The 13977-nt window shown below is 34.9% G+C and carries 9 protein-coding genes and 1 tRNA gene; 7 read left to right on the top strand and 3 right to left on the bottom strand.

Annotated elements, in window-relative coordinates:
• Nucleotides 1-12: 12 nt before the first annotated feature.
• The 7 genes from ACPDG9_RS07690 (at nucleotide 13) to ACPDG9_RS07660 (ending at nucleotide 10437) form a co-directional block, all read left to right on the top strand.
• A complete protein-coding gene (locus ACPDG9_RS07690) occupies nucleotides 13-891 on the top strand; it encodes a hypothetical protein (protein ID WP_430527176.1) in 879 nt (292 codons plus the stop codon).
• Nucleotides 891-1100, top strand: coding sequence for a hypothetical protein (locus tag ACPDG9_RS07685; protein WP_430527175.1), 210 nt, complete (start codon nucleotides 891-893; stop codon nucleotides 1098-1100). Before ACPDG9_RS07690 ends, ACPDG9_RS07685 begins: the two co-directional genes overlap by 1 nt.
• A complete protein-coding gene (locus tag ACPDG9_RS07680; RefSeq protein ID WP_430527174.1) occupies nucleotides 1042-1518 on the top strand; it encodes a hypothetical protein in 477 nt (158 codons plus the stop codon). The genes ACPDG9_RS07685 and ACPDG9_RS07680 overlap by 59 nt, the downstream gene beginning before the upstream one ends.
• Nucleotides 1511-2119 (top strand): hypothetical protein, encoded by a 609-nt coding sequence (locus tag ACPDG9_RS07675; protein ID WP_430527173.1) that lies wholly within the window; start codon nucleotides 1511-1513, stop codon nucleotides 2117-2119. Before ACPDG9_RS07680 ends, ACPDG9_RS07675 begins: the two co-directional genes overlap by 8 nt.
• On the top strand, nucleotides 2109-6254 hold the full coding sequence (locus ACPDG9_RS07670) for a phage tail tape measure protein (RefSeq protein WP_430527172.1): 4146 nt from the start codon (nucleotides 2109-2111) through the stop codon (nucleotides 6252-6254). Before ACPDG9_RS07675 ends, ACPDG9_RS07670 begins: the two co-directional genes overlap by 11 nt.
• Before the next feature lie 159 nt (nucleotides 6255-6413).
• Nucleotides 6414-8411, top strand: a complete 1998-nt coding sequence (locus tag ACPDG9_RS07665; protein WP_430527171.1) for a hypothetical protein — start codon at nucleotides 6414-6416, stop codon at nucleotides 8409-8411.
• Between the two features lie 4 nt (nucleotides 8412-8415).
• The gene (locus ACPDG9_RS07660) at nucleotides 8416-10437 is read left to right on the top strand and encodes a hypothetical protein (protein ID WP_430527170.1); all 2022 of its coding nucleotides are present in this window, start codon (nucleotides 8416-8418) and stop codon (nucleotides 10435-10437) included.
• A gap of 10 nt (nucleotides 10438-10447) precedes the next feature.
• Here the strand turns inward: ACPDG9_RS07660 and ACPDG9_RS07655 are convergent, their stop codons facing one another.
• The 3 genes from ACPDG9_RS07655 to ACPDG9_RS07645 all read right to left on the bottom strand — a co-directional run bounded on the left by ACPDG9_RS07655 (nucleotide 10448) and on the right by ACPDG9_RS07645 (nucleotide 13967).
• Nucleotides 10448-11671, bottom strand: a complete 1224-nt coding sequence (locus ACPDG9_RS07655; protein ID WP_430527169.1) for a tyrosine-type recombinase/integrase — start codon at nucleotides 11669-11671, stop codon at nucleotides 10448-10450.
• Nucleotides 11672-11786: 115 nt separating this feature from the next.
• A tRNA-Arg gene (locus tag ACPDG9_RS07650) sits at nucleotides 11787-11860 on the bottom strand.
• A gap of 196 nt (nucleotides 11861-12056) precedes the next feature.
• Nucleotides 12057-13967: an efflux RND transporter periplasmic adaptor subunit gene (locus ACPDG9_RS07645; protein ID WP_430527168.1), complete on the bottom strand. Its 1911-nt coding sequence runs from the start codon at nucleotides 13965-13967 to the stop codon at nucleotides 12057-12059.
• Nucleotides 13968-13977: the final 10 nt, after the last annotated feature.

The raw sequence follows: 13977 nt of genomic DNA, 5'->3' as shown, positions 1-13977 counted from the left end.
AAGAAAAAAGTTATGAGTGTTATAGTAGAATGTAATGCAAACGAGAATGGACCTCAAAACACTGGCGCTAAAGAACAGTGCTATTTAGGGGTTACAACAAAATATGCCTTTTGCCCTGATCCTACTTGGGGGTTTGAATCTCTTGAAGATTTAAAGAGCAAAGAAGCATGGGATAAAGCGATCGCAGATAAGAAAATTTACCCATTATACGATGCGGAAGAATATGCTGTTGCCGATACAGAAGATCAGTTTTATGAAGGGTATCGAAAACAGTATAAAACAGCTTCAGGTAAAAAAATTAGGACCTTTCGCTCTGTAATAGGTTTGTGCTCTTATAAAGCGCTAAGATCTCACAGTGATAAAGCTGGGCGTGTATTTGAATTTACAGATGATCCTGGTATCAAAGCTGTACAAAGTGATGGTAAGGTCAAAGGTCAAAAGGCGACATTGAGTGTAGGTAAATTGCAAGACATGATTGAAGGAACTCCACAAAGTACGATTGTGACTGTTAACTACACAGATGAGCGAGAATACACCAACAACGGTGTAAATGTTCGTCTAGATGGTTGGGGGGATCAGGATGTATTTGGAATTTTTGATGTGAATTTAGTTCAAGTTTCTGCGAGTGCCACGTCGATTAAATTTAAAGCATTCGCTGGATGCGGAACTGGAGAATCATTGCGATCGTTGGTTGCAGATGATGTTGCTTTAAAAGATGCTTCAGGAGCAGTTCAAGACACGTCTTTTGTTGAACCAGATTCCGATGGTATTTATGAACTTAAAGGTACAGGTTTTGCCAACGGCTTTAAATTATCACTTAACGGTGTAGTTGATAAGCAAGGAGGTGTTGCTTACGAGTCTCCTGAACCTTTAACGATTAAGTTAGGATAATGGGAAGCTATAGAGGGATAACTTTTGCAAAGGGCTATAACAAGTCCTTTGCAGAGTTTAAAGAAGAGTTTGCTTCAACTCATGTCTTTAAAAATATCCATCCTAAACAACGAGAAGCAGCATTAAAGGACGCATATAAAATCGCAACAAATGGCAACGTTAAAGGAACAACTGCAAAAAGCGAGAAATCTAACGAGCCAACAGATTAGTGAAGAACTCTTTAATTTCATCAAAACAATTCAAGAAAAATTCATAGAATTAAACAAGAAGCAGTTATTTGAATCGAGTGAAGATATATTTCAAAACCCTATCGGTTACTATTCCAAAGCAACGGAGTATATAACAACCAATAACGCTCTTTTAGGCGGACAAGGGGAGATAAAAAAGGAAGGTGATCCATATAACTTACGAGATACTGGAAGCTTCTTAAAAGGGCTATATATCGACGTAAAAAACGGAGCAATATATTTCGGTTCACATGACAATAAAACTGATTTAATTCTGAGTAATGAAAATTTACTATCAACGAGTTTGTTTGGATTACAAGAGGAAAATCTAAGGGAGTTAATCAATAGTGATTTACTCCCTTTTATTTTAAAACACGTTAGACAACAATTAAATGTATAATAGCTTAGACACTTTACCAATTGTTTTGTATTTCCGTATCGTAGAGACAGGAAATATAGCCTTATTGAATCCTAATGGTGTTGAAGTTCAAAGCGAAGAGCTACAAATTATTTGGGATAATTTACACTTAGAATTTCAGGATGTAGATCAAAATTATTTAAACAACAAAATATTGATGTTGAGTAAGCAATATGATTACTACATCTTGACATATGAAGTTGTAAATCGTTGTGTTGAAGCACTCCGATTTTCATACAATGAAGATTTGATTTCTATTGTAAAAAAGAAAGGTTTTAGAATTACAAAATCTAATTACCTGGAGGATCTTGATAGAACTCAGATCGATTCAGAAGGCTTACTTGAAAAAGCCAAGCATTTCAAATCACAATTACCAAAACCAGAAGTAACAGAAAATAATGAGAAGGTTAGTATTGAAGATATTCTTTCTTCTTATTCAATGGTTTTGGGGTTTCATCTTGGTTCATACATGAATATTACTTGTCGAGAATTTATCTCGCTTAAAAAGCAAGTAAACATCAAAATGAGACAACAAGAGAAACAGCTCCGTGATTTAAAGAACCGTAAAAAAAATGGCCTATGATGGTGGTGTAATTACACGTGAAGATATTTTCAGTAGAGAAGCGCTAGAGGTTGGATGGGAATACGCAAAGAACTTAGAGCAAGCTATTAATGCAAATAAAGACTTTATTGAGTCAATTAAGGAGATAAACAAAATTGCTAATTCCTTTAGACAGGTCAAATCTACTTCTGAGTATGTGAAAATCAAACAAGAAGAAAAGAGAATTATTGAGGAATCCAATGTCGTTTGGAAGGAACAAGACGCACTTGAAAAAAAGCTTATTTCTACTCTAAAACAAAAGGAATTAGCGACTGAATCAACCAATCGTGAGCTTGTAAAACAACGATTAGAGCTACAAGAGACCAACAAGCAGATTAAGCAAGAGATACTTGAACGCACTGGTCAAATCGGACAGTATAAAAAACTAGAAATAGCTTTGAATGAAGTCCGTAACCAAGCAAAGAATTTAAAAGCTGAAATGTTTGTTCTTGAACAAGCAGGAAGGAAAAATACACAAGCATATCGAGATTTAGAGATTCAATCTAAGGCATTGACTTTACAAACAAATGTACTTGACAAAGGAATAAAAGATATTGATAAATCTCTTGGACAACACCAGCGAGAAGTTGGTAATTATGCTATTGCTGCTGAAGCATTAAATCCAATTTTTGGACGTATAAATTCACAATTGGGCATATTTGGAACTTCAGTAGAAAAACTATCAACTACAAAGTCTCCTTTTAAAGAATTAACAACCGATATAGTTCAGTTTGGTAAATCTGTAGGTGCTTTTCTTTTAACTCCATTAGGCGCGGTCCTTACAGTATTAGGAACTTTATTCGCTCTTATCGGGGGAAATAAACAAACTGTTGCTGATTTCAACTCTGGATTGATTAACGTTGGAAAAACAACAGGCTTAGCCGATGCTGAATTAACTAAACTTGGAGAGGATATTGTAAGCTTGTCCAAAAAACTAAAGGTTGTTGGTACGCCCGCCTTAATGGAATATGCGACAGTCGCGGGGCAACTTGGAGTTAAGGGATCTAAAAACATTTTAGCCTTTACAGAAGCTTTAGCGATGTTAGAAACAGCATCTAACATCAAAGGCGAGGAAGGAGGTTCAGATATTGCGCGCCTATTAACGCTTGTTGATGGTGGAGTTCAGCATGTCAAGAAATTCGGAGATGAAATTGTAAACCTTGGAAATAACTTCGCAGCCACCGAAAAAGAAATTCTTTCTAATTCAACATCCATTGCTCAAAACGTAACTGTTTACAAAACTGGCCGTCAAGATATCTTGGCCTATGGTACTGCAACAAAGGCTGTAGGTATTGAGTCTGAATTAGCGGGTTCTAAGATTGGAAAAGCGATGAAATTTCTTGAAGCCTCCATTCGAACAGGAGAGAATCTCACAGATGTAATGAAGCTTACTGGACTTTCTGTTGAGGAACTTAAAACACAATTCAAAGACGATTCTGGGGGAGTCTTGTTTAAGTTTATCGAAGGTTTACATGAGATTGATAAAGCTGGAGGATCCGTTATTGGAACATTAAACGAACTTGGTATCAAGGAAGAGCGCCAAGAGCGTGTTTTATCTGCATTGGCAACAGGAGGATTCGAGACTTTAGCCAATGCTATGACTGTTGTTAAAGATTCAAGTGGTGCAATGACTCAAGAGTTTGAAACATTCAGTAGCAAATTGATACTCCAATGGGGGAAAATGGGAATTGCGTGGGATAACTTCATTCTATCAATTGAAAATGGAGAAGGAATATTCGCTCAAGCAACTCTAAGTATTGCAGAATTTGGAACAGCATTGATTGAAGCAATTACACCTACTAAACAGTTATCTGATGAATTGTTTGATCAACAAATGGAGCTAAATGGATTAATATCCAAGATTACTTCATCCAATACAACTAATATGGAAAGAATTAGGTTACTCAAAGAATTGAATGAGAAGTATCCGGAACTCTTAGGGAATATTGATTTAGAAAAAGTTTCTAATGATGAATTGGTATCCATATTAAATAAAGTAAATGAAAACTATCGTGAACGCATTGCTCTCCAAATCGAAGTTGAAAAAGCTGATAAAATACGTGATAAAAGAGATTCTATTACTGAAAAATCTTTAAAACAAGAAGTATTACTTAGAGAGAAACTACAGAAGGTTATTAATGAAAATCAATGGAAAGATATTACTGTTGATTGGAGTAATGTAGAGAAGTCTGGATATGAGGTAATGAAGCGATTAAAGGATGAAGGTAAACGCACTGGTTTCTTTTCCGATTATTCTGATATCGAGGGACGAGTACAACTAGTAGAAGGATTGAAGCTAGCGGAATCATTAGTGAATGATGAACTAGATGAGCAACTATTAAAAACTCAAGATACCCGAAAGGAGAAGAAACTAATGTCAGAGGAGGAACTAGAAGCTTACAAACAAGCAACTAAAGAGGCTAGAGAATACTATGCAACTCTTGACGAATTTGGAAAACAGAAAGTTGCTAAAATTCCGACAGATAATGCAACTGGAGAATTATCCGAAAAAGAAAATAAAGCAGCTAAAAAAGCACAAAGAGATAGAGAAAAACTAATTGATGAACAATTGAAAAATGCTAAAACAGCTTATGAAAAGCAAATGGATCTTGAGATTTTAAAAGCAAAGAGAACTGTAGAGATCAACAAAGACCTCGCCAATGATGAAAAAAGGACAATGGAGGAAAGAATGCTTTCATTTGAGACTTATAGCAAAGAATCATTTAACCTAAAACAAAAAGAAGCTGAAAAGGAATTCACTTTAGCTTCTAATTTCAATAAAGATCAAAAGGCCCTAACTAATGAGGAAATTCAGAATTACCTAGAAGGTAATGTTTCTATTGAAAATTTAACCCATGAACAACAGTTAGTGCTTGAAAAGTGGTATGATGTAAAAAACGCTCTTCGCAAAAAAGAAGCTGCAGAATTGGAAGCTCATGTTAAAAAAGAAGCTGAGATAATCCTAAAAAGATCACTTACTTCATTAGATATTAGTGAAAATAAAGATCTTGAAAAACTGAATGCTAAGTATGCTGAAGATTTAAGATTATTTGTTGGTAATGAAACAGAGAAAAAGAAATTAACGGAGCAGTTCGAAGCTGATAAACGTAAAATTCAAAATGATCATGCTAAAAAAAGAATTGATGAGGAAATTCAAAATGCTGAAAAATTAATTGCTTTAACTGAGGCGGATGATGATAAAAAAAGACAACTTCTTAATGACTTTCAAAAATTCAAAACTAGATTATCAGAAATTGAGCTTGAGGAACAAAAAGAATTGTTGGATAAAAAGCTTGAAAAGGAAAAAGAGTATCATCAGAAATTAAAGGATATATCTAGGGACTTGTATCGTGCAATTGGTGATTTTGTAAATGTTTTGTTTGATGCCCGTGTTCAGCGTATTGATGATGACATAGACAAAACTAACAAGAAGTATGAACAGGAATTTCAATTAGCTCAGGGTAACGAAAAAGAACAAGCTAGAATACGTCTCAGACAACAAGCTGATGTTGATAAACTAGAAGAAAAGAAAAGGAAGGAACGTCAAAGGCAAGCCATTTTTAATAAGGCAATGGCTGCAATGGAAATTGGAATAAGCACAGCTGTAGCTATAATTGGAGCTTGGAAAAACCCTGGATTCCCAGCTGCTATTCCGCTAACGGCTTTGATAGGTGCTTTAGGTGCTGTTCAGTTAGCTACTGTTTTGGCAACACCAATTCCTAAATATGAATTTGGTACACGTGGTAAAAAACACAAAGGAGGTATTGCAGAAGTTGGGGAAAAACGTCCAGAGGTGGTTTTAGAACCTGGTCGAGATCCTTACATTATCAATAAGAGAGGTTATTATGATTTACCTAAAGGAACAGAGGTAATTCCTTCTTTGGACGAGTATAAAAGACTTCAACGCACCACAATGATGATGTCCTTAGTTAATGAGAAACAAGATTTAGATACTTACCAAATGAATATGGTTTTTGATAGCGCTTATGGTGCTGAAATTGTTCAAAAATTGGATGAGTTGAAAAAGCAAAAACAAAATATCATCGTTAAGCATTCCACAAGAATTGATGTCGGACATGATTTTTGGAAATTCAGTAATTTAAAAACTAGAAATTAAATGAACATATTAGCATTAAATGACCGAGTTAGATTTACTTTAAAATCAAAAGCATTTGATAGTATTAGTATAACAGAACCCTTAGAATGGGGCACTAATGAACAAGAATATACGCGCCACGAAGATTTACATGGCATTTTTGTAAACATGTCCAACAACTTGACATTTGTAGGTAATGCTATTGATTACATCGATTTAGTTTATAATACTGAAGGTATTTTAGCTGAATTGAGATTAACCCGAGAAGAAAGACATCCAGTTACTGATCATTGGACGTTGACGTATTCGGGGTATCTTGATATGGCTACTTATCTAAAAGAGGATGGCCTTATCAAGATGAAATTTAATTCTGGTGGAATTGAAGCTGTTTTAAAGGCAAGAGAAAATGAGATGGTTGAAATTGATCGACTTGATACAATTGATGGTAATTACTTGATTGATTTAGAAACAGTTGATGTGAAGCTTTACAGTCGCCGTATATTTTTAGAAACCGCTTGGAAGGCAGCTCCTATGACTCTTCATCATCCATTTTCTTTCAGTGGATCAGTAAGCGTATGTAACACTTTGCCAATGGAAATTTTTAAGAATTCTCATGATCAAGCACAAGATACTAATATCTTTTCTGATGGATTTAGCGAGCGAGGTAATGAATATATGATGTTAATTAATAGCACAAGAAGGCTATTAAGTAACATATCTGTTCACATTGATAAAATTAAGATAAATGCAGATATAAGTTATGACTGGAATGCATCTGCGAAGGTTTCTGTTTTTATTGCAAAATTCAGTAGAAATGGAGAGACGTATAGTGTAATTCCTTCATCTAAAGTAGTTCTTTGGGAAACACAAGATAACCAACAATCACAAGGAATCCCTAATAATACAATTGAAATATTAAATAGACTACATGAATTCACTTTAGAAGTTGGCGAGAGTTTAGGGTTGATGATTTCAATGACAAGTTACGGTATAGTGTCGTTTAGATATAAACTACTTGAGGGAGGATTTATTACCATTAAGGAAAATTCTACTTTTACGGAATCTACAACTAAAGCAATAAAACCATTTTATTTAGCAAATCGCCTTGTTGAAATAATGACAAATAGAAAGAATATTTTAAAGTCAAATATTCTACAAAATGGAAAGTGGAAAGATTTGCTCCTTGCACATGGATTATGGATTCGCCAATTTTCAAGAGAGTTAGATAGCACATTGCCAGAGAACGATAGAAAGTTCAAGCCCCTTACAACATCATTTAGAGATCTAATGGAGAGTTTTTCAGCTGTTGCAAATTTGGGCTGTGGTGTTGAGCGAAATGGATACAATGAGCAAATTGTAATTGAGGAGTTAGGGTATTTCTACAACCAAAATGTGACAATTAAGCTACCTGAACAGGTTAAGAATGTTAAGCGATCTATAGATTACAATAAATATTACAAGAATATTGAAATAGGATTTGAAAAAGGCGGAGAATATGAAGAGGCTATGGGATTGGATGAATTCAACGTAAAAAACACATATACCACATGTCTTTCGACTATAAGAAATTCATATACTCAAATTTCTAAATATAGGGCAGATTCGTATGGAGCGGAATTTGCACGTAGAAAACCATTCGAATCATATTCTACTGAAGATACTTCGTATGACCAGGATGTTTTCTTCCTTGATTGTAAAACCTCATGGGTAGGTTATGAGTTGCGCAAACACAGTGATGATTTTGATTCTATTCCAACGGGTATATATTCTCCTGAAACAGCCTATAATTTGAGACTTTCTCCTTTTAATTCATTATTGCGTCATGGATGGGTTATTGGTGCTGGATTGACTAAATATCCAAATCAGAAAATAAAATACTCCAGTAGTACAGGAAATAGCACATTACGCACAGAATATGCTGAAAATGGAGAAATACAAAATACAAGATTAGAAAGAGCGCGATATGTACCAGAGATCGTTGAGTTTAATCATAAAGTAGATTTTGAAATTTCACAAGTTTTAAATGGTACGACAAGAACATTTGACAATCAAATCATTCCTAATATGTATGGACTTGTTGAATTCACAAATGAATTAGGACAGACGGAACGAGGTTATCTGTTATCAGTTAAACCTAATGGAGAAGGCAAATGGAGATTATTAAAAGCAAATAGATAATGATATGAAAGAGACTACAGATACGCAATTACAAATTGATCTTCTATTTTCAGATCAGGTAAAACTTAATAATTCTTTCAATTTATTTGTAAGAGATAACAAAAATAATAAGCATGATGTTTCAACCAAATTTGTTGAATTCAGAAAAGAACCTTTTCAAACGGTTATAGGTGCAAATGTTCAAGATACTATTCATAACCTTAGAAAGACTCTCGAATTGGACTATGGTGGTATTTTTAGAAGCGAAATAGTAGATTCGGGAGTTAGATTAACAGCTATACAGCCAAATTGGATATTTGACAGGCATGTAACGAACCCAATAGATATGCCAATAAGAGTCATACCTGAAGACATTGTACAACAAGCTTTTTCTGTTAGGTCAATAGAATATTTACCATTTGAAACAGATAGGTGTAATAAAGTAATTGTAAAAGTTACAACATCGCTGCCAATGTCTTCTTATTGTACTGATCTAACTTGTTTCATATACAATTCAAATGTATTAGAGATAGAGAGACAAAGAGGATCTGGAATTTTCCAATTAGACTTGGTAAGAAATGCGCAGATTATAACTTTAAATATTATGACTCCTCCTTTAATGGAGGATGGTTATGATAATATTATTGTTTTGGAAATTATAAATGGTTTGAATGGAGGTTCAGTTACTGTGAATGCTCCATTCAGTTCACAATTGCAACATCAATTCTCTATAGATAATATAGCTTGGCAAGAATCTAATACGTTTAGTGGATTATTAGAAGGTCATTACACTGTTTGGATAAAGGACAAGTATGGATGTGTACGAAGCAAAGATTTTCAAATTGATCCTTACACAAACAATATTATACGAAGTAACAATTTTCATTATTTGTCAAAATCAAATAGTATTCGATTTGCTAGACGAGATCCTGCAAATAGTCACAAGACAGATGAGAATACACTATCGTGTGAAGTTGATGTTTTAAAACCTTATAAGCAAATACAAGTTTTTAAACCTACTGATGTTATCAAAACTCAATTTAAGTCAAATTACAACATAAATAAGGCTTATGTATTACAAGATGAAGTCAGAAATGACTTGGTAATACAACGGATGACCAATAATCTAAATTTAAAAGACAAAAGAACAGCAATACAGTTCAATTTACAGAATGGGAAAACTGGTATCTATTTTATAAGTGGTATAGTATTCGATTATGATACTGGAGCGGCTATAGAAACTTATCAACTAAATGGTAATTTACCAGAATGGGCAAAAAAAGGAAATAGATTTCAAAAAGGAGATGCTTGGTTTCAAATTATAGATACTTATTTTGATACAAATAAAAATGCAGAGGTTATAGTAATTAACAATGTATACACAAGTACTGAATTTATAACAATTGTAGCTGCACAGTATAATAGAGAAAATTATAATGTTTTTGAATTCAGTGTAAGTATGCAAAATTACCTCAATAGTGCTATAAGAGTAGGTATAGAGTTTGCTGAAGGAGAGACAATATTTGATCAAAAAATTAAATATTTGAGTGAAGAAATAAATGTAAAGTCTATTGTTAAAGATATGGTTGAAATTAGGTACAAAAACACACGTAATACGGATGTTTTGTATTCAACCCGAATTGAACATCTATTACGTATCCCTATTGAATATGTTAGTGGAAAGGACATAGGTACAAGTGAAAATTATAAAACAGATGACAAGGTAACCTTGTTAGAAGCAAATATTTATGAATCTAATGAATTTAGATTTGAGCCTTTGACTAAGGAAATGTGGAGAAAGTTAAAAATAGCTTTATCACACGATACTGTATATATTGATGGTGTAGGCTATGTTCTTGAATCCGATTTTGAAACAGAAGGACCGTTAGGGCAAACTAATTTATATATTTTGACTGCTAAGATGATAAAGAACGGGCATAGTTATTCTAACAGGCCAACTAACGATATTATAATCATTGATGATAGCCCAATGACAGAAGTTCCTGGCTTTATAAATGTAGATCCAAGTAGTTTTCTTCAGATATAAATAAGGGTGTCTAAATGGACACCCTTATATCTTTCAATTTATCTAATTGCCGTTGTTTTTTATTCACTAAATATACCTTATTGGTGATCGTTGGATTAGTGTGTGAGGCCATAAGCATACTTACATTTTCAATATCTTCAATCGATTCATCTAAACTGTCTAAGAATAAATGTTTTAGAGAATAGAAATCAGCTGTAATTTCAATACCTGATTCTTTTGAATAGTTGTTTTTTACTATTCTCCTCCATCTTCTTGTAATTTGATCTGCATTGATAGGTGTTTTACCTGGCTTTAAACCTTTCGCGAACAAATAGTCATTCTCATTTTTACTTTCGGAAATTACTTCTTTCCAAAGAGGTAAGGCATCTTTTAGGATTACTTTTTTAGTTTCTGTGAATTGCTGTCCTTTCTTTATGATTACTTTGTATTCCTGATTAATTAAATCAACATCTTTCACCTGCAAATTCATAAGCTCGGTCGTTCTAGCTCCGGACAAAAAGAAAATCATTGAATACCGGTAAAAATCGTAATGATTTATTTTTAGATATTGCTTTATTCCTTTAAAATCTTCTTTACTTAAGACTTCTCTTTCGGTGTATTGCAACTTTCTTTTTCTGAACATTTTGAAATGATTAAACTTCACACATCCGTATTCTATAAGCTCGGTAAAAATCGATCCTAACAGGACTAAGAACTTGTTGTAGTAGTTGTCAGTTAGATTTAAGTGATCGAGAATCTCTTTTACCTCAGGAATTTCAAGATTCTTTATTTTAGTCTCTGTTAATCGAAGCTCTTTCGCTCCTTTGATAAATCTATTTTTAGCGATTCTTATTTCTTTGCGATTCGAGTCTGATGTTTTTAGTTTTTGAAAAGCTAGTTCCATCGCGTCTAAATACATCATTTCGGGGCTTAATTTGGTTGGATCAACTATTTTAGGTTCTTCCTTGATCATGTATTTCTTTGTAATAGGGTTAAACCCTTTTGCTAACATCAAGGGTATTTCCTCGAGATAAAATTCGACAGCTGCTTTTCTTTCTTCTAGGGTGCGAAATTTATTTAAGCGTTTTCTAAATTGAAATCCGTTAGGGTACTTCTCCTTAAACAAAGGATCATAAAATTTGCATTGAACATACCAATTAAGGTCAAGGGATTTTTTAGAATTTAACGTTTTCCAATTTTTAGGACTTACCCATACTTCTGTATGAGAGCAGTCAAATGGGAGATTTTTTGCCATTTTGTAATTACTTTTTAAGGTTGCCATTTAGGTTGCCGTTTTTTTAAGTAATTACTAACCGTAAGGAGAGAAAAAAAAGCTTGAAAGTCTTGTTAGGATTGACTTTCAAGCCTTGTGATCCAATCAGGATTCGAACCTGAGACCTACTGCTTAGAAGGCAGTTGCTCTATCCAGCTGAGCTATTGGACCATTAAATCATCAAGTGATTTAAACCATCAAAATGAAAAAGCGTTATACTTTCTTATTTTGATGGTGCAAATATATTCTATTTTTTACAGAAACACCAAGGATAATTGCATAAAAATGAAAATTATCAAATAACTGATTGAAAATTAGAAATTTGTATCCTTTCATTTTGCGATCATCCTTGAGGTTTTAAGTCTGTTTAGCGTTCATATTGACAACAACCGTGTAAACTGTTGTAGGTTTTGTCTGCTGCTTTGTCTAATGCAGTGTCGTGTCCTGCTGCAGCTATGGCTTTACTGATCTTTTTTTGATCCGTTTTGGTTGGATCAAAGTTGAGGTGTAACACTTTGGCGTTGACCTCCCAATTTGCTGTGGAAACACCCGCAACACCTTTAGCAGCTGTTTCGATTCGCTCTTTACACATGACACAGTTTCCTTTTACTTTCAGCATGGCGTGTCCTTGCTGTTCTTCTTTGGCCTTTGGTTTTACTGAGGTAGGTTGCTGTTGATTGTGTTTACTGTGATCGTTGTGATCCATTTGTTGCTTGGGTTTCACTTGATCTCTACTATATAAACAGCAAGAAGGCAAAGCATCATAGGCTGTGTCAGGTGCTTTGTCAAGTGCTGTATCATGGCCGGCTGCTGCAATGGCTTTACTTATTTTTTGTTGATCGGTTTTCGCCTTATCGAAGTTGAGGTGGAGCATTTGATCTTTTGCATTCCAAGTAGCACTGCTGACACCTGCTACACTTTTCGCCGCTTTTTCAATACGCGCTTTACACATATCGCAATTTCCCGAAACAGTAAACATGGTATGTCCTTCCTCAGCATGCGCCGCATGCGTTGATGAATCGTTGTTCATCATGCTTGGTTTTCCTTCAAGCTGTGCACTGGAATCAACAGTAAATACCCCGCGAGTCACTATTTCTTCTCCCTCTTGTAAACCTGAAGTTACCACGTAGTTTTCTCCTAACGATGGGCCTAGTACAATTTCTCTCATTTTAAAAGCAGGGGTACTCGTATTCGGTTGTTTAACGTAAATCACGGAGCGTTTTCCTGTCCATAAAACAGCCGATTTTGGGATAGTCAGTTGGTGACTATCTGTGCTTCGGATGGCGGCTTTTATCGTTGCAGTGGCATACATTTCAGGTTTTAAAGCTTGATCTGTATTGTCTGCTTCAACGCGAATTTTGGCTGTACGTGAAGTAGCATCAATAATGGGATTGATAAAGGATACCTTCCCTTTGTACACTTTTCCAGGAATACTCTGAAGGGTGTATTCTAAGGTATTTCCCTCCTTAATAAAAGGCAAATCTGCTTCATAAGCTTCAAAAACAGCCCAAAGTTTAGTCATGTTTGAAATACTATACAACACGGAGCCTTGGTTGATGTAATCTCCTTGGTTGACGTTTTTAGCGGTAACAATCCCACTCGTATTAGCTGTGATACTCACATAAGGAGAAGCCTTTCCTGTTGACAATACTTTGTTGATTTGAGCATCAGACATCTTCCATAACCTCAGTTTTTCCTTAGCAGCATCGAGTAACATCGGTTGAAAGTCCGTGAGTTTCTGTGCTTCTAAGAGCTCTTGTTGTGCATTGAGCAGATCGGGAGAATAGATTGTCGCAATGAGTTGCCCTTGTTTGACTGACTCACCGGTGAAATTGATGAACAATTGCTCAATACGACCATTGACGTGTGAGGTTTGCGATTGCTGTAAGCGCTCGTCTACCTGGATAGTCCCATAAAGTTGAAGGTCTTTGATTGCCTCTTGGCGTCCGACAACAGTCGTTTGAATATTAGCCAGAGCAATCGCTTCTTTTGACATTTGAATCGCATCGTCGTCAATGGCATCATCCCCACCATCGGATGATTTTAGCGGAATTAAATCCATGGCACATAAAGGACATTTACCTGGTTTATCCATTTTAATTTGCGGGTGCATGGAGCAGGTCCACACTACTGCGGCTTCCTCCGTTGAAGCGGGTTCTCCATTGTGTTCATGGGTGGCTGATCCTCCAAAAACCAACCAACCTAAAAGAAGTCCAACGAGTAAAATAGCAACGTATTTTACTCCTTTATTATTATATATATTGTTTAATTTACTCATGATGTCTGTG

It is taken from the genome of Myroides sp. C6-3, assembly GCF_050522425.1.
In the GTDB taxonomy this organism is placed as follows: domain Bacteria; phylum Bacteroidota; class Bacteroidia; order Flavobacteriales; family Flavobacteriaceae; genus Flavobacterium.
The sequence above is the reverse complement of the archived record's forward strand: the minus strand, read 5'-3'. Positions and strand labels throughout refer to the sequence as shown.

Bases quoted from the DNA above. Each gene is read 5' to 3' on its own strand.
- ACPDG9_RS07685 (WP_430527175.1), top strand. From the start codon at position 891: ATGGGAAGCTATAGAGGGATAACTTTTGCAAAGGGCTATAACAAGTCC.
- ACPDG9_RS07670 (WP_430527172.1), top strand. From the start codon at position 2,109: ATGGCCTATGATGGTGGTGTAATTACACGTGAAGATATTTTCAGTAGA.
- ACPDG9_RS07660 (WP_430527170.1), top strand. From the start codon at position 8,416: ATGAAAGAGACTACAGATACGCAATTACAAATTGATCTTCTATTTTCA.
- ACPDG9_RS07690 (WP_430527176.1), top strand. From the start codon at position 13: ATGAGTGTTATAGTAGAATGTAATGCAAACGAGAATGGACCTCAAAAC.
- ACPDG9_RS07645 (WP_430527168.1), bottom strand. From the start codon at position 13,967: ATGAGTAAATTAAACAATATATATAATAATAAAGGAGTAAAATACGTT.
- ACPDG9_RS07655 (WP_430527169.1), bottom strand. From the start codon at position 11,671: ATGGCAAAAAATCTCCCATTTGACTGCTCTCATACAGAAGTATGGGTA.
- ACPDG9_RS07675 (WP_430527173.1), top strand. From the start codon at position 1,511: ATGTATAATAGCTTAGACACTTTACCAATTGTTTTGTATTTCCGTATC.
- ACPDG9_RS07680 (WP_430527174.1), top strand. From the start codon at position 1,042: ATGGCAACGTTAAAGGAACAACTGCAAAAAGCGAGAAATCTAACGAGC.